This window comes from Aeromonas sp. 601039, from assembly GCF_049174415.1.
GTDB classification, from domain to species: Bacteria; Pseudomonadota; Gammaproteobacteria; order Enterobacterales; family Aeromonadaceae; genus Aeromonas; species Aeromonas veronii_A.
This window is the reverse complement of the sequence record NZ_JAAKTL010000029.1, coordinates 1-21,274: the sequence shown is the minus strand read 5'-3', so window position 1 is coordinate 21,274 and position 21,274 is coordinate 1. Positions and strand designations below refer to the sequence as shown.

Sequence of the window (21,274 nt, the reverse complement as noted above, 5' to 3'; positions counted from 1 at the left end):
TCTGGATTTTCAACTGCAAAAGTGCCAAAGCAGCTAACCGTTCCGTTTCAATCCCCATCAAAGAGGCAACCATGTTCAAGGCTCTGTTACTGGAAAACCAAGACGGCAAGACTGTTCCAACCCTGACCCGACTGACCGAGAGCCAGTTGCCGGAAGGTGAAGTGCGGGTAGCGGTCGTTTACAGCTCCATCAACTACAAGGACGGGCTGGCCATTACCGGCAAGGGCAAGATTGTGCGTCAGTGGCCGCTGGTGCCCGGTATCGACTTCGCCGGTACCGTGCTCGAGTCTGCCGACAGCCGCTATAAGCCCGGCGACAAGGTGGTGCTGACCGGTTGGGGCGTGGGCGAAGGGCATTGGGGCGGTATGGCCGAACAGGCGCGGGTCAAGGGGGACTGGCTGGTGCCATTGCCCGCCGGGCTGGATGAACGGCAGGCCATGTGCATCGGTACCGCCGGTCTCACCGCCATGCTCTGCGTGCTGGCGCTGGAAGAGGCGGGCATTACTCCCGAAAGCGGCGAGGTGCTGGTCACCGGTGCGGCAGGCGGTGTGGGGGCCACCTCGGTCGCCCTGCTGGCGGCCCTTGGCTATCAGGTGGCGGCGCTGACCGGTCGTCCCGAAGAGCAGGGCGCCATGCTGACCGCACTGGGTGCCAGCCGCATCGTGCCGCGCAGCGAGCTGCAGGTGCCTGCCAAACCGCTGGAGAAGCAGCTTTGGGCCGCTGCCATCGATACCGTCGGCAGTCAGGTGCTGGCCAAGCTGCTGGCCCAGATGAACTATGGCGGCGCTGTGGCAGCTTGTGGGCTGGCGGGCGGTTTCGATCTGCCGACCAGTGTGATGCCCTTTATCCTGCGCAACGTGCGGTTGCAGGGGGTCGATTCGGTGATGTGCCCGTTTGAACGTCGTCAACTGGCGTGGCAGCGACTGGCACGGGATCTGCCTGCCAGCTTCTTTGAACAGGCGGTCACCGAGATTGGGCTGGAGCAGGTAGTGGAGGCCGCCGAGGCCATCACGCAAGGCCAGATCGCCGGCCGCACCTTGGTCAAACTTTGAACTTCCTCTGACTGGCGAGCCCGACAATTCCGGATAAAATTGGAGTGCGGGTGAACTATCCAAGGAGAGTGAAGATGGGTGGACACAAGCCGGATTACGACTCCTCTGATGATGATTGGGAGCCGGATTCCTGGGAAGAAGAGCTGGATCAGTGGGAAGAAGAAGGCTGGCAGGACGATGATCCCTTCGATGACCCCTTCAACAACCCGTGATCCATAGCATTGAATGAACAGGCGGGCATTGTGCCCGCCTGATTTTTTTGGTGCGCTCACAGGGTGGATGCAAGTTGCTTGTGGTCATCCCCTGGCTGGTCAAGAATGAACAGCTCAAACGACACTCAAGGATGACTATGCGACTTTCCATCATATTGCTGGCGGCCCTGCTGGGGGGCTGTGTCTCCAACGATGACCCTTGCGAGAAAGTGTGGAGCGAAGTGGGGGAGGCTGACGGCAAGCTGGGCTTCACCACCGAACGGGTTGAGTTCCATCAGGGCCAGTGTGGCAAGAAGGTGGATACCGAACTGTGGAAGCAGGGACATCAGAAGGGATTGGCATGGTATTGCCGCCCCGAGCATCTCTATCTGGCTGGCCGCTCAGGCGAGGAGTATCGCGGTGTCTGCCCGAACGATACCCAGGCGCGCAGATTGTTCGAGCAGGGACGACAGGGTTGGACCGATCAATAGTGCACTGACCGTGAGGGGTTACTCCTCTTTCAAGCGGAGTGGCAGGCAGAGGTAACCCTTGTCATTGGCGCTGCGGGCGCACTTGCCGCAGACGAATTTCGGCTTGCGAACAATTTTGCGCAACGCTTTGAGATCAGTGGGGATCTCGTGGCGACGCCACTCACACAGGGTCTTGCTGCCCATAACGACTACCTCTAAGACTCGACGGCCGTATTGTAATCGATTTTCATTTCGAGTGAATCGGTAAAGCTCGCTTATTGGCCGTTATGCCAATAAGCGATTGTTTCGGGAGGGATTACTGGTAGAGGAACTTGGTGAAGATAAGCTCGCGCACCGCTTTCTTGCCAGTCTCTTTGACCAGCAGTTCGTTGACCTTGGTTTCGCACTCCTTGCGCAACTCTTCACGGCTGACCAGGGATTTGATCTGCTCGGCGCTCTTGCTGCCCATCAAACGAATGATGGTATCTCGGATGAGCGGGTCATGCTGCTCCAGCAGCTTGAGGTCGGCTTCGTTTTCCGCCATTAGCTCCACCGTGACTCGGACATAACCGAGGGTTTTGCCGTTGCTCAGGTAGTTGGTGATGATGTCGGGGTCGAGCGCGTGGTAGGAAAAGCCCGGCTTGGCGGCTGCGGCTGCTTCTTCTCCCTCTGCGGGCGGCTCTTCTTCGGATGAGGCTTGTACATGCAGCGCACCACAGCTCAGTAACAACACCAGCAGAATTTTGAAGATCTTCATATAGATGGCTCATCAGCAAGAGATAACCCATTTTTGATGTTGCCATCGGGGCCGTCAAGCACGGATGTTCTTACATTTCGCTATTGATTTACGGATAATAAACCGGATTTTAACCTGAACACGGAAATCTCTGGATGGTGAAGCTGTGAAGTCCGAGTTGACTGTTCCTCTCACGCCGTTAAGCGGGTGGCTGGCCCCCGAATGTTGTGAATTGCCCGCCAGCTTGCGCCCCTGGCTGCTGGAGCCCGGCTCCATGACCCGGCGGCTGCGTCAGCACAATCGCCACTTTTCGGTGGAGTGGCTGGGCAATCACCCGGTCGCCCTTACTGCCGATGAGCAGTGGCTGGTGGATTCGGCCTCTCCGGCCGGTACCTGCCGCGAGGTGATCCTGCACGGGGATCGTGGGCCCGCCGTGCTGGGCTGGACCCTGTTTGCCGATGACGCATTGCAAGGGAGCGGCATTGCCGAGCTTGGCGAGCAGCCGCTGGGTGAGCGGGTATTTGGCCATGAGCCTGCCCGCCGCGATCATCTGCAGTTGGCCCGTTTCGATATTGCCGCCAATCCCCGTTGCCCGGCCGCCACTGTCTGGGGGCGTCGTTCCCGTCTGTTTCTGGGGCAGTGGCCACTGCTGGTGCACGAGCTGTTTCTGCCCTCTCTCGTCTGTGACAAGGAGCTGGAGTGAATCTGTTAACCAAGGAGCGGGGACTTGCCTACATGCAGTTGGCCCGCGTCGACAAACCCATAGGCACTCTGCTGCTGCTGTGGCCAACCCTGTGGGCGCTCTGGCTGGCCGCTGGTGGCCTGCCCAATCTCTGGGTGCTGGCCGTGTTTGTGGTCGGCGTCTTTCTGATGCGCTCGGCAGGGTGCGTGATCAACGATTATGCGGATCGCAACTTCGATGGCCACGTCAAGCGCACCGCCGGTCGCCCCTTGCCCACGGGCAGAGTCAAACCGTGGGAAGTGCTGGCGCTCTTCTTCGTGCTGGCGCTTATTTCGTTTGGTCTGGTGCTGACCATGAATCCGCTCACCATCGGTCTGTCGTTTGTCGCCCTGCTGCTGGCGGTGAGCTACCCCTTCATGAAGCGCTTTATCTCCAATCCCCAGCTGGTGCTCGGGATGGCCTTCTCCTGGTCGATCCCGATGGCCTATGCGGCGCAGGCGGATGCCCTGCCGCTGGTGGCCTGGTTGCTCTTCTTCGCCAACCTGCTCTGGACCGTGGCTTACGACACCCAGTATGCCATGGTGGATCGGGATGACGACCTCAAGATCGGCCTCAAATCCAGCGCCATCCTGTTTGGTCGTTACGACAAACGGATCATCGGCGCATTGCAACTCTCGACTCTGCTGCTGCTGCTGGCGGTCGGGCAGCTGATGACGCTGGGGGGCTGGTATTACTGGGGATTGCTGGGGGCGGCGGTGCTGTTTGTCTATCAGCAGCGGCTTATTCGCGAGCGGCAGCGGGAAGCCTGCTTCCAGGCGTTTCTCAACAACAACTATGTGGGGGCGCTGGTGTTTGCCGGTCTGGTGCTCGATTACCTGCTGGCGTGACATGTTCCCACGCAGACTCCGATAAAAATGAAGGCCGCATCATGCGGCCTTCTTTGTTTGCGTTGCAGATTAGAGCTGATTGCCTGCCTGAATGGTGCGGCGGATCTTGTTGCTCAGCAGCGGCACTATGTTGTCGGCCAGCGCCTGGAAGCGGCCGAGATCCGGCTTGCACTCGGGAGAGAGGTAGCCCTCCTTGCGCAGTGTGTGGATCAGGGTGCTGAACAGCTTCTGGTCGAAGAACTCGGGGGCGTTGATGCCGTGCAGGGTGCCGAGGCGCTCTGCCATCATCAGGCCGTCCGCCTCCAGCTGCTCCGCCTCGATATGGGGTTGGGCCAGCACCCGGGTCAGCACGATGGCGTAGCGTTGCAGGGTCTCCTGAATGCTCTCCGCCAGCAGCAGCAGGCGCATCTGGTTGGCCGGATTGACCCAGTAGCCGTCATCGCGGGTCTCGATCAGTTGCTGGGTCTGCAGGGCGTCTAGCAGGCTGTCGACCAGCGCCGGCAACTCATCCTCTTCATAACGCAGGAACAGCTCGGTCTTGAGCAGCGGATAGATGTCGATGCAGCGGGCCATGATCTCGCTGCGGGAGATCCCCTCGCACCGTTCGATCAGTGCCGCCACCAGAGAGGGCATGGCGAACAGGTGGAGGATGTTGTTGCGGTAGTAGGTCAGCAGGATCGCCTGATAGCGGTCGAGACTGATGATCTGCCCCAGCTTGTCCTCGCTCACCTCGAACTTGTTGAGCTCCATCGCCTGATCCAGCAGGGTCTTGGCATCCTCATCCGGAATGGTGCTCTGCGGGCTGTAGGGCACCGCCTTGAGCAGATCCAGATAGGTGTTGAGCTGGGCCTGCAATTCGTCGCGGGTCAGGGCGTGGCGCTCGGCGGCCAGCAGCGCCAGCGCGCTCAGGGTCAGGCCGTTGACAGCGGCCGCGCCGTTGATGCGGGTCATCAGCAGTTCGGCCAGATTGTTGACAGTGCCCGCCATCCACTCCGGACGCTCCTCTTCCCCGATGTGCTTTTTCCAGTCGGGGATGTGTTCGCTCAGGTAGCTGTTGAGGGTCAGCGGCTCGCCGAAGTTGACGAAACCACGGCCGTAGTTGCGCAGCTTGCGCAGGATGCCGAGCACCTGCAGGAAGCTCTCTTTCTCCTTGCGACTCCCCTTGAGCTCGTTGTGGTAGGTGTTCACCTCCATCACGTGCTCGTAACCCAGATAGACAGGCACCAGAGTGACCGGCCTGTCCAGCCCGCGCATCATTGCCTGCAGGGTCATCGCCAGCATGCCGGTCTTGGGCGGTAGCAGACGGCCGGTACGGGAGCGACCGCCTTCGGTGAAGAACTCCACCGAGTAACCCTTGGCAAACAGCAGGTTGAGGTATTCCCGGAATACCGTGCTGTAGAGCGGGTTGCCCTTGAAGGTGCGGCGAATGAAGAAGGCGCCGCCGTGGCGGAAGATGGGGCCTGCCGGCCAGAAGTTGAGGTTGATGCCTGCCGCGATATGGGGCGGCACCATCCCCTGGTGATAGATGACGTAGGAGAGCAGCAGATAGTCCATGTGGCTGCGATGGCAGGGCACGTAGACGATCTCGTGACCCTCCTGCGCCAGCTGGCGTACCTTCTCGGCGCCATTGACCGACAAACCGCGGTAGAGCTTGTTCCACAGCCAGCCGAGGAAGCTCTCGCCCAGGCGGATCAGCCGGTAAGAGAAGTTGGAGGCGATCTCGTCCATGTAGCCATGGGCACGCTTTTGCGCCTTCTCGAGGCTGATCCCCTCGCGCTGGGCCTCCTCCTCAATCGCCTGCTGGATCACCGCGGAGTCGAGCAGCTGCTTGAACAGCAGGTTGCGATTCGGCAGTTTCGGGCCGGTGGCAGCCAGCTGTTGACGGCTGAAGTGGGTACGGGCCACTCGCGCCAGCTTGTGGGCGATCGCCTCGTCGGTGCCGTGTTTGTCCGCCATGTAGCGCAGGGAGAGGGGCGGCGAGAAGCGCACCAGATTCTCGCGACCCTTGAGGATCACGATGAGCGCCTTCTTCAGCCGGTTCGGCGCCAGGCTGCTGATGATGTTGAGGCCGGAGGCTTCTTCCCCTTCCCGACCCGGAGCGCGGCCCCAGAACAGGGTGACGGGCACCACCTGGATATCGAGTTCGGGATCCTGCTTGTGCAGATCCAGCAGCTGGTGGAACTCCTGCAGGAAGGGGAGCGGTTTGCTGCGTTTGCCAAACAGGGGAGGCGGACGATCCAGGCAGACATAGCGCGGCAGCAGCTGGCCGTTCAGTTCCAGCGGCGTGAAGGGACCGGGCAGACCGAGATCCTCGCAGCACTGCTGCAGGGTCATCAGGTCGGTGATCGAACTGGTTTTCAGGGCATAGACGATGGGTCTGGCCGGATCCAGATTGAGTTCTGTGATGGGATTTTCCGGCAGGCTCTTGTGATTGACCAAGCCGCTGACCGGCCATTGCAAGATGGCTCTGGAAATCTTCTGTCCTAGGGACATGTGCGTCTGCTCTCCAAAAAAATGCGGCGTGAGCATAGCAAATCGACAGCCCCTTGTCGCCGAGAGGTACGATGAGTCGGCTGCGCAGGATCAAAACAGCAGTAAATGAGGGGTTGGTCGCGACAAATGTCAGCTGCGCCTTGCCTTGGCCACTGCACTGTATATACTGCCAGTGTGCTGTATAAAAAGACAGGTGCCAATTCTATGAAACCCCTTACCCCCCGCCAGGCCGAAGTGCTGGAGCTGATCAAGGTGAACATGAGCGAGACCGGTATGCCGCCGACTCGTGCCGAGATTGCCCAGAAGCTTGGTTTCAAGTCGGCCAATGCGGCCGAAGAACATCTGAAGGCCCTGGCCAAAAAAGGGGTCATCGAGATCATGCCGGGCACGTCCCGCGGCATTCGCCTGTTGCTCGAAGAGGAAGAGGTGCTGGAAGAGAGCGGCCTGCCGCTCATCGGCAAGGTGGCAGCCGGTGAACCCATTCTGGCTCAGGAGCATATCGAGAGCCACTATCAGGTTGATCCCGCCCTGTTCCATCCGCGCGCAGATTTTCTGCTGCGGGTACAGGGGATGAGCATGAAGAACATCGGTATTCTGGATGGCGATTTGCTGGCGGTGCACAAGACCCAGGAGGTGCGCAACGGTCAGGTAGTGGTCGCCCGTCTCGATGAGGATGTCACCGTCAAGCGCTTCCAGCGCAAGGGCAGTCAGGTATGGCTGCTGCCGGAAAATGAAGAGCTCTCCCCCATCGAGGTGGACCTCTCCTGCCAGCAGCTCACCATCGAGGGACTGGCTGTCGGGGTGATCCGCAACGCCGACTGGATGTAATCATCCCCGCCAACTGCGTTTGCCACACGGCCTCCTTCGGGAGGCCGTGCTGTTTCTGGCGCACTTTCCCTGTCATATCAAACAGATCATCGGTGGCGGCATTTTTGTCCTGCGCGACCGGCTACCAATCATCCATTTCAGATATATGCTCAGATCAGTGCCCTGTCGCCGAGACAGGGCTTGGCGCCTCCCTCTGACCATCACAATACGTCGGTACGGAAGGGCCGGTAACAACGAGAATAGGGCAGTACACCTTCACGGGATATGAAGGGGGAGTGGGGAGATCCCGAACCTTGTCAGGCAAAGGGGACCACTCGTAATGGTTGCAGATAGTCGTGACGGGCCTGTTCCCAGTTCAGGCCGACGAAGCAACATGACCTGTCGGTCAAGGAGGACTGGTATGGCATCAAGATCGCCATGGGATTCAGAGGCTGGGGCTGCGCCAGCGGAATCGTCAATCACCCGTTTCGTCAAAGGTAGCCGGATGACCTGGTTTTACGGTCTCTGGCTGCACCATCGTGGTTCGCACTGGACGCTCTGGCTGGGATGCCCGAAAGAGAAGGTGGTGCGTCTGGTATTGCTGTTCAAGCGTGGTCATGGCGATCGCCAGGGGGAAGAGGGCTGGCTGGCCCCCGTGATTCCCATCGGCGTGCGGGCCATCGGCAAGATGTTGCAGCAGGGGCGTAACGCTCGCCCCTGAGCAGAAGAGACAAACAAATCCATCCATAACCGGCACCCGAGGGGGCCGGTTTTTTTATGGCCGCAACTGGCGATTAATTATGCCAAATGGTCGACTCCTGACAGGGCATTGCACAAGGTTGAACCACCTTGGCGGCTCGCTGGGGTACAATGCCCCTCTCTTGTCCGGTCACTGCTGGCCATCTGCCTCGAACTGAAAGGGTCTCTTGTTATGATGAAGCTCCGCTATCCCCTGCTCTTTCTGCTGCTGACAGCCTGCCTGATCCTGGTGTTCTACGCCACGCAGCCAGAGCAGCCGGAACAGGCCGACTACTATCCGGCGGGGCGGGACATCAACGATTTTGTCTTTACCGATGCGGACAACCAGCCGTTTACTCCTGCCAACCTGAAGGGGCACTGGACCTTCCTGTTCGTCGGCTACACCTTCTGCCCCGATATCTGCCCCACCACCCTGGCAGATATGCGTTCCGTCTATGACCAACTGAAGAAGATGGCGCCCGACAGTCAGGTGGTGTTTATCTCGGCGGATCCCCAGCGTGATGATATTCCACGTCTCAAGACCTATACCGCCTTCTTCAATCCCGAGTTCAAGGCGGCCACTGCCCCCCACGACAAGCTGTTCCCGTTCGTGCGCAATCTGGGGCTCATCTACTCCATCGCCAATCAGGGGGAGAAGGATTACCTGATCGATCACTCCGCCTCCATCGTGCTCATCAATCCCAAGGGCAAGCTGCAGGCGGTGTTCCGCCCGCAAGTGGCGCCGGGTCAGGTGCCACGGGTGCAGATGGCCACCATGCTCTCTGATTTCGCCCGCATCCTGAAGCTGACAGGCAACTGAGCGTGACCCCAGCTGTTGCCCCCTGGTGGCGAGATCCCTCTCGCCACCGCGCCGTCTTTGCGCTCGCCCTGCCCATGGTATTCTCCAATATCACCACCCCCTTGCTGGGGCTGGTGGACACCTGGGTGATCGGTCATCTCGGTCAGGCCTGGTTTCTGGGGGGCGTCTCGGTCGGTGCGACCCTGATCAACCTCATCTTCTGGCTGCTCGGTTTTTTGCGGATGTCGACCACCGGCCTGACGGCGCAGGCGCTCGGCGCCGCCGACGGTCGTGCCCAGCTCGATACCCTGCTGCGGGCGCTGGGGCTGGCCATTGCTCTCGGCCTGGCGCTGCTGTTGTTGCTCTTCCCCCTGTTGCCACGACTGATCGCCCTGAGTGGCGGCTCGCCCGAGGTGCAGCTTTATGCGGGCCAATATGTGGCGGTGCGGATCTGGAGCGTCCCGGCGGCGCTCTGCAATCTGGTGATCATGGGTTGGCTGTTGGGGATGCAGGATGCCCGCAGCCCCATGGTGATGTTGATCCTCACCAATCTGGTCAATATGGCGCTCGATGCCCTGTTTGTGCTCGGGCTCGGCTGGCAGGTGCGCGGCGTGGCAGCGGCCTCGGTCATGGCGGACTACTGCGCGCTGGCAGTCGGTATCTGGCTGGTACGCCGTCAGCTGCGGCAACTGGCGCCGATGGTGTGGCAGGATGGCTGGCAGCGCTGGCGGCAGCTTGCGCCCATGGTGCGGTTGCTCGGCCTCAACCGCGATATCTTCCTGCGCTCCCTCTGTTTGCAGCTCTGCTTTGCCTTTATGACCTTGCAAGGGGCACGATTGGGGGACGTGGCGGTGGCCGCCAATGCGGTGCTGCTCAACTTCCTGATGCTCATCTCCTACGGACTCGATGGTTTTGCCTATGCGGTGGAGGCCATGGTAGGACGAGCCATCGGTCAGCAGGATCGGCAGAAACTGCGGGAGGCCATCGTGCTCAATCTGGGCTGGGCCTCCCTCATTGCCAGTGGTTTTACCCTGCTGTTTGCCCTCTTTGGTGCCCACCTTATCGGCTATATCACCGACATTCCGGCCGTGGTGGCGGAGGCAAATCGTCAGCTTCCCTGGCTGATCGCCATGCCCTTGCTGGCGGTTTGGTGCTTCCTGCTGGATGGCGTATTTATCGGGGCGACCCGGGCGCGGGAGATGCGCAACAGCATGTTGCTGGCCGCGTTTGGCGGCTTCTTCCCGATCTGGTGGCTCTGTCAGTCGTGGGGCGTGGCCGCGTTATGGGCGGCGATGGCGGCGCTGATGGTGGGGCGCGGCCTGTCGCTGGGGGTCACTTGCTGGCGGCTGGAGCGCAGCGGGCATCTGCTCGACGCCCGCCACTGATCATCGGTGGCGCTTACATGGCGCCGTCGTAGCCGAGCTGGCGCCAGCTCTCGTAGACAAAGACAGACACCGCGTTGGAGAGGTTCATGCTGCGGCTCTGGGGCACCATAGGGATGCGCAGCCGCTGCTCGAATGGCAGACTCTCGATGATCTCGATGGGCAGGCCGCGACTCTCCGGGCCAAACAGCAGGGCGTCGCCAAGGGCATATTGTGCTGCCGAGTGCGCGGTGCGCCCCTTGGTGGTGCAGGCAAATACCCGCTTGGGCGCCACGGCGGCCAGAAAGGCCTCATAGCTCGGCCAGCGCTTCACCTCGGCAAACTCGTGATAGTCGAGTCCCGCCCGCTTTACCCGCTTGTCATCCCACTCAAATCCCAGCGGCTCGATCAGATGGAGCCGGTAACCGGTATTGGCGCAGAGCCGGATGATATTGCCGGTGTTGGGCGGAATTTCCGGCTGGTAGAGGACGATATCGAGCATGACGAGCTCCTGCAAAGAGATGTAAAGCCAAGAAGGGGCGCCAGCATACCCAGCGCCCGTCCGGATGAAAAGGATCAGGCGATGGGCAAGCGGATGGTGATGGTTAGCCCAGTCGGGTGATTGTTGCTGGCCGCAATGGTGCCGCCGTGGCGCTGGATCGCCTCCGAGGCGATGGCCAGCCCCAGCCCGGTGCCGCCAGTCTTGGCGTTGCGGGCGTCATCGACCCGGAAGAAGGGCTGGAACAGCAGCGCCTGCTGCTCGTCTGGCACCCCTGGGCCGTCATCCCGAATGGTCATCACCCACTCCAGTCCCTCCCGATACCAGTCCACCTTGATGAACTCGCGGGCATATTTGAGGGCGTTGCGCAGGGGGTTCTCCACGGCCCGGGCCAGCAGCTCGGGCCACATCTGGATCGACTCTGCGGGCAGCGGCGGCAGTCTGAGCTGTTTGCCACTCTGATTCGCTTCGAACATGGCATCTTCGAGGATGGGTTCCAGCAGGTCGGCCAGCGGATGTACCACCGGCGCCTCCACATGCTGCTGCACTCGCGACAGATCCAGCAGATCGCCGATCAGCTTGTCTAGGCGTCCGATCTCCGATTCGATCCGCGCCAGCTCGGCGCTGTCACCCTGCTTGCGGCGGATCAGCGCCTGCGCCAGTTGCATCCGGGTGAGGGGGCTGCGCAGCTCGTGGGAGATATCGGAAAGCAGCTGTTTCTGCTTCTGGATCATGCTCTTGAGTGTCTCCACCATGCGGCTGACGTTATCCGCCAGCTGACCGATCTCGTCGCCCCGTCCCAGGTTGGGGATCTGTACCTCCAGATTGCCAGCCGCCAGTTGGGAGACCGACTTCTGCAACTGCAGGATGGGGCGGGTCAGCCGCCAGGCGAGCAGCAGGCAGAGCGGGGTGCTGACCAGCATTGATATGCCCAGAATGCGGATCGGGTGATCCAGCACCTGTATGAACAGGAACAGGTAGGGGTTCTCGGCATTGAGGCCGAAATAGACGTGATAGCGATGGCCGCGGTGTTCCATCAGGAAGGGACCAGCGATCGCCTTGCGATCCTCGTTGCCCAGCATGGGGTTGGCCGGGTCATCGGCGTCCACCATAAAGCGCACCACAAACTTGCGCGGATGGGTGGTGGACTGGATCTGCCCCCTCTCGTCGCGCAGGTAGACATTGTCCACCGGGAGCATGGCGATCTTGTCCATCGTTTTGGCCAGATCGAAATCCTGATTCGGATCGGCAGCGTTGAGCAGGGCCTGCACATTTTTCTGCATTCGCACCGCCTCATGGGTCGGCAGCGGGATCTGGTTGCGAGGATCCAGAGTGGGCAGGCTGATCACGGCGGCCAGCATCACCAGCAGCATGAACCAGAACCAGAGGAAGATGTGGGTCGATATGCCGTTGAGGGAGCTGGTACTCTTTATTCTTGCTCTAGCCACAGGTAACCGCGCCCCCGTACGGTTTTGAAGCGGGGCTGGCCATCACTGCGGTCCGGCAGCTTCTTGCGCAGGTTGCTCAGGTGCATGTCGATGGCCCGATCGAAGGGCTCCAGCTTCTTGCCAAGCACCTGTTCGGAGAGGTGGCTCTTGCTGACAATCTGGCCGGGATTGCGCAGCAGGCACTCCAGCAGCCCGAATTCGGTGGCGGTCAGCTCCAGCAGTTGTACGCCGCAGCGGGCCTGCTGCAGGCCGGGTTGCAGCACGATATCCATGAAGTGCACTTCGTCGGAGGAGCTGCCACGCTGGGGCGGGGCACTCTGGGTACGACGCAGGATGGCGCGAACCCGGGCCAGCAGCTCCCGATCGTCGAACGGCTTGGCCAGATAGTCGTCGGCACCCGCTTCCAGACCGTTAACCCGATCCTGGCTGTCGCCACGAGCGGTCAACATCAGCACCGGGGTTTCATGGGTCTTGCGCAGCTTGGTCAGCATGGCAAAGCCGTTGAGCTTGGGCATCATCACATCCAGCAACACCAGATCGAAGCTCTGCTCCGCCAGCCGTTGCAGCCCCTCTTCACCATCCTCGGCGACCGTGACCTGAAATCCCTCCAGGGTCAGAATTTCGGTGAGCAGCTGGGTCAATTCAAGATCGTCGTCGACCAGGAGTATTCTGTTCATCGGGTGTTATTCCGCAGATTTTCGCGCCAAACTGACGCCGGGGTCAGGGTATAATAAGTTTTTCATCGCCAGAGGAAAGCCGGTTTTGAGCCATCAACAATATTCCCGTTGGGTTACCTTTGCCAGCATGGCGGCCGTCACGACTGCCACCCTGCTCATCATCGGCAAACTGATCGCCTGGCTGATGACAGACTCGTCGACCCTGCTGGCGTCGCTCACCGACTCTTTTATGGATGTGAGTGCCTCCATCATCAACCTGCTGGCCATTCGCTATGCGCTGGCCCCCGCCGATGATGAACACCGCTTCGGTCACGGCAAGGCGGAGTCTCTGGCGGGGCTGATCCAGTCGGCCTTTATCTCCGGTTCCGCATTGCTGCTGGTGATGCACGGCATCTCCTCCCTGCTCAAACAGGCACCTATTGAACGGTTAGAGGCGGGTCTCTGGGTTAGTGGCGGTTCCATTGTGCTGACCCTTCTGCTGGTCAGTTTCCAGAGTTTCGTTATTCGCAAGACCAACAGCGTGGCCATCAAGGCGGACATGTTGCACTACCGCTCCGATCTGCTGCTCAACGCCGGTGTCTTGCTGGCGCTGGTGCTGGCGGGGCAGGGGTGGTACTGGGCTGACGGCCTGTTTGCCATCCTGATCGGGTTGTTCCTGTTGTGGGGGGCGGGACATATCGGCTACGAGTCGGTGCAGGCCCTGCTCGATCGTCAGTTGCCAGCGGAAGAACAAGCGAGAATAATGGCGCTCTGCTGTGCCGTAGAAGGTGTACACGGCGTACATGACCTGCGCACCCGTCAATCCGGGCCGACCCGATTCGTACAGTTGCATCTGGAACTGGATGATCAGATCCCCCTGGTCAAGGCCCATCAGATCGCCGATGAAGCCGAGCTGGCGGTACGCCAGGCATTCGAGCGGATGGATGTCATCATCCACATGGACCCCATCTCGGTGCTGACAAAAGAACAACAGAGCCCTCACCCAGAACAACAGTAGGCTGCAACATGGATGAACTGGTTGCCAAAACTTGGCACAAAATTCAGCAAGAAGCGGAGTGCATGGCGGCCCAGGAGCCGATGCTGGCCAGCTTCTTCCACTCCACCATTCTAAATCACAAGAATCTGCGTTCGGCCCTCAGCTTCCAGCTGGCCAACAAACTCGACAGCGCCACCATGCCCGCCATCGCTCTGCGCGAGGTGATCGAGCTGGCCCTGCGCAGCGAGCCCGAGTTGCTGACGGTAGTGGCGGCCGACATCTGCGCCGTGCAGGAGCGCGATCCTGCGGTCGATCTCTTCTCCACCCCGCTGCTTTACCTCAAGGGGTTCCATGCCCTGCAGGGCTATCGGGTCGCCAACTGGCTGTGGCGTCAGGGGCGCCGCTCGCTGGCCCTTTATCTGCAAAACCAGATCTCGGTGGTGTTCGGGGTGGATGTGCACCCGGCTGCCCGCATCGGCAAGGGGATCATGTTTGACCATGCCACCGGCATAGTGGTGGGCGAGACGGCGGTGATTGAAGATGATGTCTCCATCCTGCAGAGCGTGACCCTCGGTGGTACCGGCAAGGAGAGCGGCGATCGCCACCCCAAGATCCGCGAAGGGGTGATGATAGGGGCGGGCGCCAAGGTGCTCGGCAATATCGAAGTGGGCGTGGGTGCCAAAATTGGCGCGGGCAGCGTGGTGATCAACCCGGTGCCACCTCATACCACGGTTGCTGGCGTACCCGCCAAGATCGTCGGCCGTCCGGAGTGCGACAAGCCTTCACTGGATATGGATCAGTGTCTCTGATCTCCTGACCGGAGGCGTCGATGGCCAAACGCTGGTCGGGTTATCTGATTTTGGGGATGTGGCTGCTCAACCTGCTTCATCTCTATCTGGGTCTCTCCCCCTGGCCCGCGGCCATTGCAGCCTGGGGGGCGTCACTGCTCACCTGGCCCTGGCTGGTAGGGGCCGCCAGGCGGCAGGCGCTGGCCCTGTATAGTGCCGCCCTGCTGCTGTTGATCTTCTCCTGGTGGCAGGGCGCGACCCTCATTGCCGGTGACTGGCTGCTGCCCAATATCAATATGCTCACCATGTTTGCCGCGGTGAGCACCCTCAACCTTGCCACTTCCGGCTTGCTGACCGGCACCACCTCCTGGACCGGGCGCAAAGGGCTGTGGAGCACCATGGCCAGCCTCAATCTGCTGGGGGCGGTCATCAATCTCTCGGTGCTCTTTATCATCGGCGATCGGCTGGAGCGTAATGGCACCCTGGAGCGGCGTCAGGTGATGGTGCTGAGCCGGATCTTCTGTGCCGCCGCCTTCTGGTCACCCTTCTTTGTCGCCATGGCGGTGGCGCTCACCTATGCGCCGGGCTTGCAGCTCTCCCATATTCTGCCGTTCGGGATCCTCGCCGCCTTGCTGGCGATGGGGCTGACTGCCTGGCAGGTGGAGAGGACCGGAGTGGCCGACTTTGCCGGTTATCCGCTGCGGTTGCAGACACTGGGGTTGCCAGTCACGCTGGCGTTGCTGGTACTGCTCATCAAGCAGATCTGGCCCCAGCTCGGCATTCTGGCGGTGATCGCACTGGTGGCCCCGCTGCTGGCGCTGCTCTTTATGCCGAGGACAGGGCGCAAGGCGGCCCTCAAGCGGCAGGTGGTGGAGCGTTTCCCCGCCATCGGCGGTCAGCTGGTGCTGTTTCTGGGGGCCGGTTTGTTGGCGGCAGGCATCAACAGTGCGCTGTCGGTCATCGATTTCGGTGCCGGTCACGGCCTGCCGCTGTTCAACCACTTTGGCTGGCTGGAGGCATCCCTCACTCTGCTGCTGATCCTGCTGGTGGCCATCGTCGGGGTACATCCGCTCATCAGTATCTCCGGGCTGGCGCCACTGCTCTGGCCGCTGGCGCCGGATCCCAGCCTGCTCGGTATGTGTTTCCTGCTGGGATGGGGGCTTGCCACCGGCACCAGTCCGCTCTCCGGATCCAATCTGGCGCTGGCCTCCCGTTACAACCTCAGTGCCGGGCTGATCCTGCGCTGGAACCTGCTTTACGGCCTGCTGATGTATGTGGTCGCCTGTCTGTTGCTGGGGGCTTATATCGCCTTGCATGGATAGCGACCGTGCCATCAGGATGGCATCAATGATGCGTTGGTAGCGGCGCTTTTTAGGTACGGTTTAGAGTGTTGTCGCGGCTCTGGCGCAGGATGCGAGAAAAATAGACGCATATTTAGACAATACATCTATGGAAGGCGCATTTTACAGCGCACTGGCTTGTTTGTGCCGATAGGCTCGGGGTATGCTGGCTCCACGCGCTTGAATCGCCCTCTGTGGGGCATCGCAATTGAACAAACAGGTATGCATATGTCACTAGAAGTCCTTGAGCAACTCGAATCCAAAGTACAATCCGCTGTCGACAACATCTCCCTGCTGAAGATGGAGCTGGACGAGCTGAAAGAACAGAACAGCAAGCTGCAAGACGAGAACCATCAGCTGCGTAACGAGCACGCTGCATGGCAGGAGCGTCTGCGTGCCCTGCTGGGTAAAATGGATCAGATGGGCGAAACCATCTAATTCATCGCCTTCAGGCAGAATTGAAAACGGGCCGCTCTATGAGCGGCCCGTCTATTTTTGTTTTGGCGGGATGGGAATTACAGCGCCAGCAGTTGTTTGACTGTCTTCTCGATGCCGTCCGCGGCTTCGACTATGTTGTTGGCCAGCATGTAGGCGGGGGTGGAGATCACCTTGCGCTCCTGATCCACCACAAACTCGTTGACCGGGCAGTTGAGATGGCTGCCACCCATCTCCTCGATGGCGTTGGCGGTACCCTCGTCATGGCCGATGGTCGCCAGCGTTCCAGCACCATATATCAGCGGGATCATGGCGGGCGCGATGCAGATATAGGCGGCCGGTTTATTGGCTTTGGCAAAGCTCTGGCACGCTTTCAGCACATCGGGCTGGATCTGGCATTCGGCGCCCCTGATTGCGAAGTCGCACAGGTTTTTGGCAGCGCCAAAGCCACCGGGCACCAGCAGGGCGTCATAATCTACCGCATCCAGCTCGGCCACATCCTTGATCTGGCCACGGCAGATGCGGGCCGCTTCGACCAACACGTTGCGGCTCTCTCCCTCGCTCACTTCACCGGTCAGGTGGTTGATGACATGGAGCTGCGCCACGTTCGGGGCGAAGCACTGGACGGCGGCTCCCTGACGGGCCAGCGCCAGCAGGCTGATGACGGCCTCATGGATTTCGGCTCCGTCAAAGACACCGCAGCCACTCAAAATCACGGCCACTTTTTTCATGGCAAACTCCTCGTTGTTGAAAATGTGAGCCAAGATGGATTGTTGTACTTTTGTATGGTTATCGCTCGCCATCTGCTGGTCAAGTCATCTTGCTGTGCTAGGATTGTTTCGTTTTGGATCCTGCCGTACCTACTCCCTTAAATCTTTTTCCACATTGATCGAGATCATTCTAACTGTCTTGCGATCGGTTTTTGCGATCTCAATATATTGTTTTTAATGGTTTTTTATATTCTCATGCACAGTTTTGTCACTGTTCACTCTGATGCACTCCATTTTTGAACACAGAGTTATCCACAGGCTGAGTCCATTTATCAGGCGTTGTGTACTGTTGCTACGCCCCTTGGTGTGAGGGGGGGCCTGTGGCATCCTAGCGGCTGTTTATCTCTGGCAGGACGATTTCATGGCCCCTAGCAACCCCCTTATTCTGGTCGACGGCTCCTCTTATCTTTACCGCGCCTTCTTCGCCTCCCAGCAGGCCGATCTGCGCACATCGACCGGTTTGCCAAGCGGCGCCGTCCGTGTCATGGCCAACATGATGCGCAGCCTGCGCAAGCAATATCCTGACTGTCATGTGGCCGTGGTGTTTGATGCCAAGGGCAAGACCTTCCGCGATGACATCTATCCCGAGTACAAGGCGACCCGTGCCAGCATGCCGGACGATCTGCGCAGCCAGGTCGCGCCTATCCACCAGATGATCAAGGCGATGGGCTTCCCCTTCCTGATGGTGGAGGGGGTGGAGGCTGACGACGTGATCGGCACCCTGGCCCGCCAGGCGACCGAGAAGCAGCTGCCGGTACTGATCAGCACAGGTGACAAGGATATGGCACAGCTGGTCTCCGACCATGTCACCCTGATCGACACCATGAAAGATGTGAAGACCGATAGGGAAGGGGTGATCGAGAAGTTTGGCGTACCGCCCGAGCTCATCATCGACTATCTGGCTCTGATGGGGGACAAGGTCGACAACATTCCCGGCATGACCGGCGTCGGTGAAAAGACTGCACTGGCCCTGTTGCAGGGGATTGGCAGCATCGACGAGATTGCCGCCAACCTCGACAAGGTAGCTGCGCTCGGCTTCCGTGGCTCCAAGGCGTTCGCCGACAAGTTCCGCGAGCAGGAGGAGCAGGTTCGCCTCTCCTATCGACTGGCGACCATCAAGACCGATGTCGAGCTGGAACAGAGTCTGGAAGAGCTGTTGCTCAAGCCGGTCGACAAGGAGTCCCTGCTGGCGGTCTATCGCGAATACGAGCTGCGCAACCTGATCAAGGAGCTGGAATCCGGTGGTGAAGAGGGCAGCGAGAGCGCCGGACAAGACGAGGCTGGCGATGAGAGCGCCGCTCCGGTTGCCGCCATCGAAACCGACTACCGCTGCATTCTGGACGAAGCCGAGTTTGACGGCTGGCTGGAACAGCTGAAAGCGGCACCGTTGTTTGCCTTCGATACCGAAACCACCAGTCTCGACTATATGGAGGCGCGGATCGTCGGTGTCTCCTTCGCGGTTGAGCCGGGCAAGGCTGCTTATGTGCCGTTTGGCCACGACTATCTGGGGGCACCGGTACAGCTGAGCGAGGCCGTGGTACTGGGCAAGCTCAAACCGCTGCTGGAAGACCCGACCCGTCTCAAGGTGGGGCAGAACCTCAAGTACGACCGCAACGTGCTGCTCAATCACGGTATCGAGCTGCAGGGTATCGCCTACGACACCATGCTCGAGTCCTACGTGCTCAACTCCACCGCCAGCCGTCACGACATGGATTCACTGGCCCGCAGGTATCTGAACGCCGAGACCATCTCGTTCGAAGAGATCGCCGGCAAGGGGGTCAAGCAGCTCACCTTCAACCAGATCGAGCTGGAGCAGGCGGCTCCTTACGCGGCGGAAGATGCCGACATCACCCTGCGTCTGCATCAGGCGCTGTGGGGCAAGCTCTCTGCCGAGCCGGGTCTCGCCAAGGTGTTCAGCGAGATCGAACTGCCGCTGCTGCCGGTGCTGGCGCGGATGGAGCGGCTCGGTACCACCATCGAACCCAAGCTGCTGCATCAGCAGAGCCAGGAGATCGAAGTGCGTCTGGCAGAGCTGGAGAAACAGGCTCACGAGCTGGCAGGGCAGGAGTTCAATCTCTCCTCGCCCAAGCAGCTGGGGGAGATCCTCTTCACCAAGCTGGGGCTGCCGATCATCAAAAAGACCCCCAAGGGTGCCCCATCCACTGCGGAAGAGGTACTGGCCGAGCTGGCGGAGACCTATGAGCTGCCGCAACTGCTGATGGAGCACCGTGGGCTGGCCAAGCTCAAGTCCACCTACACCGACAAGCTGCCGCTGATGATCAAGCCGCAGACCGGGCGGGTGCACACCTCCTATCATCAGGCGGTGGCGGCGACCGGCCGGCTCTCCTCCACCGATCCCAACTTGCAGAACATCCCGGTACGCAACGAACAGGGGCGCCGCATCCGGCAGGCCTTCATCCCGTGCGCCGGTTACAAGCTGGTGGCGGCGGACTACTCCCAGATCGAGCTGCGCATCATGGCGCACCTCTCCGGCGACAAGGGTCTGCTGACCGCTTTCGCCGAAGGCAAGGACATCCACAAGGCGACCGCCGCCGAGGTGTTCGGGGTGGCGCTCGAGGCGGTGACCAGCGACATGCGCCGCAGTGCCAAGGCGATCAACTTCGGCCTCATCTACGGCATGAGTGCCTTCGGTCTGGCCAAGCAGCTGGGGATCGGTCGTGCCGAAGCGCAGAAGTACATGGATCTCTACTTCGAGCGCTACCCGGGCGTGCTGGAGTATATGGAGCGCACCCGTCAGCAGGCGGAAGCCCAGGGGTATGTCGAGACCCTGTTTGGTCGTCGCCTCTATCTGCCGGATATCAAGTCCCGCAACGCCGGTCTGCGCAAGGCTGCCGAACGGGCCGCCATCAACGCCCCGATGCAGGGCACGGCCGCCGATATCATCAAGCGCGCCATGATCAACGTGGATAGCTGGATCCGCGGTATCGAGGATGAGTCGATCCGCATGCTGATGCAGGTACACGATGAACTGGTGTTCGAGATCCGCGAAGAGAAGCTGGAGGAGTACACCGCCATCATCAAGGAGAAGATGTCGGCCGCAGCCGAACTGCATGTGCCGCTGCTGGTTGAAGCGGGTACCGGTGACAACTGGGATCAGGCCCACTGATTTCCGGTCAGCCGTTCTGCACGGCTATATAGCTATATAAGAAGCGAAGCCCGGCATCATGCCGGGCTTCTTCATCTCTGCCGTTCCTATAACGTCTCTTGCAGATACTCATCCTTGAGCAGGACATAGTTGTCCGCCGAGGTTTTGAGGAAGGCGAGCTCGGCCGGTTTGAGCGGGCGAGCCTGTTTAACGGGATTCCCTATATATAGAAAGCCCGACTCGAGTCGCTTGCCCGGTGGCACCAGTGAACCTGCGCCGATCATCACATCATCTTCAACCACGACGCCATCAAGCAGAATGGCACCCATGCCGACCAGCACCCGGTTGCCGATGGTGCAGCCGTGAAGCATCGCCTTGTGACCCACAGTGACATCTTCACCGATCAGCAGCGGATAGCCGGTTGGGTTGCTGGCGCTCTTGCGAGTCAGGTGCAGCACAGTGCCGTCCTGAATATTGCTGCGGGCGCCGATGCGGATATGGTTCACATCCCCCCGCGCCGCCACCATGGGCCAGATGCTGGCATCATCGGCCAACTCGATATCGCCCACCAGTGTTGCGCAGGGGTCTACATACACCCGTTTGCCCAGTTGTGGGCGTTTTTCCTTGTAAGGTCTCAGTCGCAAGTCCATCTTGGCCTCCTTGTTTTCGGCCATTCTAGCAACCTGGAACTCATTTCTGTGGATAAGTTTGTATAAAAGCTGTGGTTGGAGATGAATAACTAAAAAAGTGCAGTTTTTTGCAATTTTATTGCAGGAGAGGGGTTGCCAGAAAGAATCTGTTCCCTATAATGCGCCTCCATCGACAGGGCAAGCGGCAACGCAGAAAGCCAAGTCGGTAACCTCGAAAAGCCTTTGAAAATAAGGCTTGACTCGAGAAGGCGGTTGAGTAGAATTCCACTCCCGCAGCAACACACTGTTGCGTCGCTCTTTAACAATTTGAATCAAGCAATCTGTGTGGGCACTCACAGCATCGAGCATCAAAAACAATTTTTGATTTTC

The 21,274-nt window shown here is 60.0% G+C and carries 23 protein-coding genes; 14 read left to right on the top strand and 9 right to left on the bottom strand.

The annotated features are described in order from the left end of the window. Window positions 1–71: 71 nt before the first annotated feature. From G5195_RS18260 to G5195_RS18250, 3 genes are all read left to right on the top strand, one after another. On the top strand, window positions 72–1,052 hold the full coding sequence (locus G5195_RS18260) for an MDR family oxidoreductase (RefSeq protein WP_216952383.1): 981 nt from the start codon (window positions 72–74) through the stop codon (window positions 1,050–1,052). Window positions 1,053–1,126: 74 nt separating this feature from the next. After that, window positions 1,127–1,264 carry a hypothetical protein gene (locus tag G5195_RS18255; RefSeq protein ID WP_216952376.1) on the top strand — a complete coding sequence of 46 codons (138 nt, stop codon included), beginning with the start codon at window positions 1,127–1,129 and terminating at the stop codon, window positions 1,262–1,264. A 137-nt stretch (window positions 1,265–1,401) separates the two neighbouring features. Next, the gene (locus tag G5195_RS18250) at window positions 1,402–1,734 is read left to right on the top strand and encodes a DUF2799 domain-containing protein (protein ID WP_216952374.1); all 333 of its coding nucleotides are present in this window, start codon (window positions 1,402–1,404) and stop codon (window positions 1,732–1,734) included. A gap of 18 nt (window positions 1,735–1,752) precedes the next feature. Here G5195_RS18250 and G5195_RS18245 read toward each other — a convergent pair whose 3' ends face one another. Together G5195_RS18245 and G5195_RS18240 are read right to left on the bottom strand one after the other, a co-directional pair. Then, window positions 1,753–1,917, bottom strand: coding sequence for a hypothetical protein (locus G5195_RS18245; RefSeq protein WP_216952372.1), 165 nt, complete (start codon window positions 1,915–1,917; stop codon window positions 1,753–1,755). 112 nt (window positions 1,918–2,029) lie between these two features. Then, entirely contained in the window at window positions 2,030–2,470 is a 441-nt protein-coding gene (locus G5195_RS18240) for a flagellar basal body-associated FliL family protein (protein WP_216952370.1), read from the bottom strand. Window positions 2,471–2,615: 145 nt separating this feature from the next. Here G5195_RS18240 and G5195_RS18235 point away from each other — a divergent pair, with 145 nt between their 5' ends. Together G5195_RS18235 and ubiA are read left to right on the top strand one after the other, a co-directional pair. After that, window positions 2,616–3,152, top strand: coding sequence for a chorismate--pyruvate lyase family protein (locus G5195_RS18235; RefSeq protein WP_005339534.1), 537 nt, complete (start codon window positions 2,616–2,618; stop codon window positions 3,150–3,152). Beyond that, entirely contained in the window at window positions 3,149–4,018 is an 870-nt protein-coding gene (ubiA, locus tag G5195_RS18230) for a 4-hydroxybenzoate octaprenyltransferase (RefSeq protein ID WP_216952367.1), read from the top strand. Before G5195_RS18235 ends, ubiA begins: the two co-directional genes overlap by 4 nt. 69 nt (window positions 4,019–4,087) lie before the next feature. On the opposite strand, the gene plsB is transcribed toward ubiA, so the two are convergent. Further along, on the bottom strand, window positions 4,088–6,511 hold the full coding sequence (gene plsB, locus G5195_RS18225; protein ID WP_107683348.1) for a glycerol-3-phosphate 1-O-acyltransferase PlsB: 2,424 nt from the start codon (window positions 6,509–6,511) through the stop codon (window positions 4,088–4,090). 204 nt (window positions 6,512–6,715) lie between these two features. Here plsB and lexA point away from each other — a divergent pair, with 204 nt between their 5' ends. From lexA to G5195_RS18205, 4 genes are all read left to right on the top strand, one after another. Then, window positions 6,716–7,339, top strand: a complete 624-nt coding sequence (lexA, locus tag G5195_RS18220; protein WP_005339540.1) for a transcriptional repressor LexA — start codon at window positions 6,716–6,718, stop codon at window positions 7,337–7,339. 484 nt (window positions 7,340–7,823) lie between these two features. After that, entirely contained in the window at window positions 7,824–8,039 is a 216-nt protein-coding gene (locus tag G5195_RS18215; protein ID WP_019446524.1) for a hypothetical protein, read from the top strand. Between the two features lie 210 nt (window positions 8,040–8,249). Then, a complete protein-coding gene (locus G5195_RS18210) occupies window positions 8,250–8,876 on the top strand; it encodes an SCO family protein (RefSeq protein ID WP_421236370.1) in 627 nt (208 codons plus the stop codon). Window positions 8,877–8,950: 74 nt separating this feature from the next. Next, the gene (locus tag G5195_RS18205; protein WP_421223737.1) at window positions 8,951–10,240 is read left to right on the top strand and encodes an MATE family efflux transporter; all 1,290 of its coding nucleotides are present in this window, start codon (window positions 8,951–8,953) and stop codon (window positions 10,238–10,240) included. 13 nt (window positions 10,241–10,253) lie between these two features. Here G5195_RS18205 and trmL read toward each other — a convergent pair whose 3' ends face one another. From trmL to G5195_RS18190, 3 genes are all read right to left on the bottom strand, one after another. Continuing rightward, the gene (trmL, locus tag G5195_RS18200; RefSeq protein WP_005339545.1) at window positions 10,254–10,718 is read right to left on the bottom strand and encodes a tRNA (uridine(34)/cytosine(34)/5-carboxymethylaminomethyluridine(34)-2'-O)-methyltransferase TrmL; all 465 of its coding nucleotides are present in this window, start codon (window positions 10,716–10,718) and stop codon (window positions 10,254–10,256) included. 74 nt (window positions 10,719–10,792) lie between these two features. Continuing rightward, on the bottom strand, window positions 10,793–12,163 hold the full coding sequence (locus tag G5195_RS18195; protein ID WP_408082979.1) for an ATP-binding protein: 1,371 nt from the start codon (window positions 12,161–12,163) through the stop codon (window positions 10,793–10,795). Then, entirely contained in the window at window positions 12,145–12,840 is a 696-nt protein-coding gene (locus tag G5195_RS18190) for a response regulator (protein ID WP_227341731.1), read from the bottom strand. The genes G5195_RS18195 and G5195_RS18190 overlap by 19 nt, the downstream gene beginning before the upstream one ends. Window positions 12,841–12,925: 85 nt before the next feature. On the opposite strand from G5195_RS18190, the gene G5195_RS18185 reads away from it, so the two are divergent. The 4 genes from G5195_RS18185 to G5195_RS18170 all read left to right on the top strand — a co-directional run bounded on the left by G5195_RS18185 (window position 12,926) and on the right by G5195_RS18170 (window position 16,382). After that, on the top strand, window positions 12,926–13,837 hold the full coding sequence (locus G5195_RS18185; protein WP_216952360.1) for a cation diffusion facilitator family transporter: 912 nt from the start codon (window positions 12,926–12,928) through the stop codon (window positions 13,835–13,837). Between the two features lie 8 nt (window positions 13,838–13,845). Beyond that, window positions 13,846–14,625: a serine O-acetyltransferase gene (cysE, locus tag G5195_RS18180; RefSeq protein ID WP_005339552.1), complete on the top strand. Its 780-nt coding sequence runs from the start codon at window positions 13,846–13,848 to the stop codon at window positions 14,623–14,625. A 20-nt stretch (window positions 14,626–14,645) separates the two neighbouring features. Then, complete coding sequence (locus G5195_RS18175; RefSeq protein ID WP_337073809.1) at window positions 14,646–15,926, top strand: hypothetical protein; 1,281 nt, start codon at window positions 14,646–14,648, stop codon at window positions 15,924–15,926. A gap of 246 nt (window positions 15,927–16,172) precedes the next feature. Beyond that, window positions 16,173–16,382, top strand: coding sequence for a cell division protein ZapB (locus tag G5195_RS18170; protein ID WP_005342050.1), 210 nt, complete (start codon window positions 16,173–16,175; stop codon window positions 16,380–16,382). A gap of 77 nt (window positions 16,383–16,459) precedes the next feature. Here the strand turns inward: G5195_RS18170 and elbB are convergent, their stop codons facing one another. Beyond that, window positions 16,460–17,110 carry an isoprenoid biosynthesis glyoxalase ElbB gene (elbB, locus tag G5195_RS18165; RefSeq protein ID WP_216976548.1) on the bottom strand — a complete coding sequence of 217 codons (651 nt, stop codon included), beginning with the start codon at window positions 17,108–17,110 and terminating at the stop codon, window positions 16,460–16,462. Between the two features lie 400 nt (window positions 17,111–17,510). Between elbB and polA the strand changes: the two genes are divergently transcribed. After that, window positions 17,511–20,276: a DNA polymerase I gene (gene polA, locus G5195_RS18160; RefSeq protein WP_245099245.1), complete on the top strand. Its 2,766-nt coding sequence runs from the start codon at window positions 17,511–17,513 to the stop codon at window positions 20,274–20,276. Window positions 20,277–20,362: 86 nt separating this feature from the next. On the opposite strand, the gene G5195_RS18155 is transcribed toward polA, so the two are convergent. Next, a complete protein-coding gene (locus G5195_RS18155; RefSeq protein ID WP_421236369.1) occupies window positions 20,363–20,905 on the bottom strand; it encodes a gamma carbonic anhydrase family protein in 543 nt (180 codons plus the stop codon). Between the two features lie 153 nt (window positions 20,906–21,058). After that, on the bottom strand, window positions 21,059–21,274 hold a 216-nt coding region (locus G5195_RS18150), incomplete at its 5' end, for a hypothetical protein (RefSeq protein ID WP_421236368.1).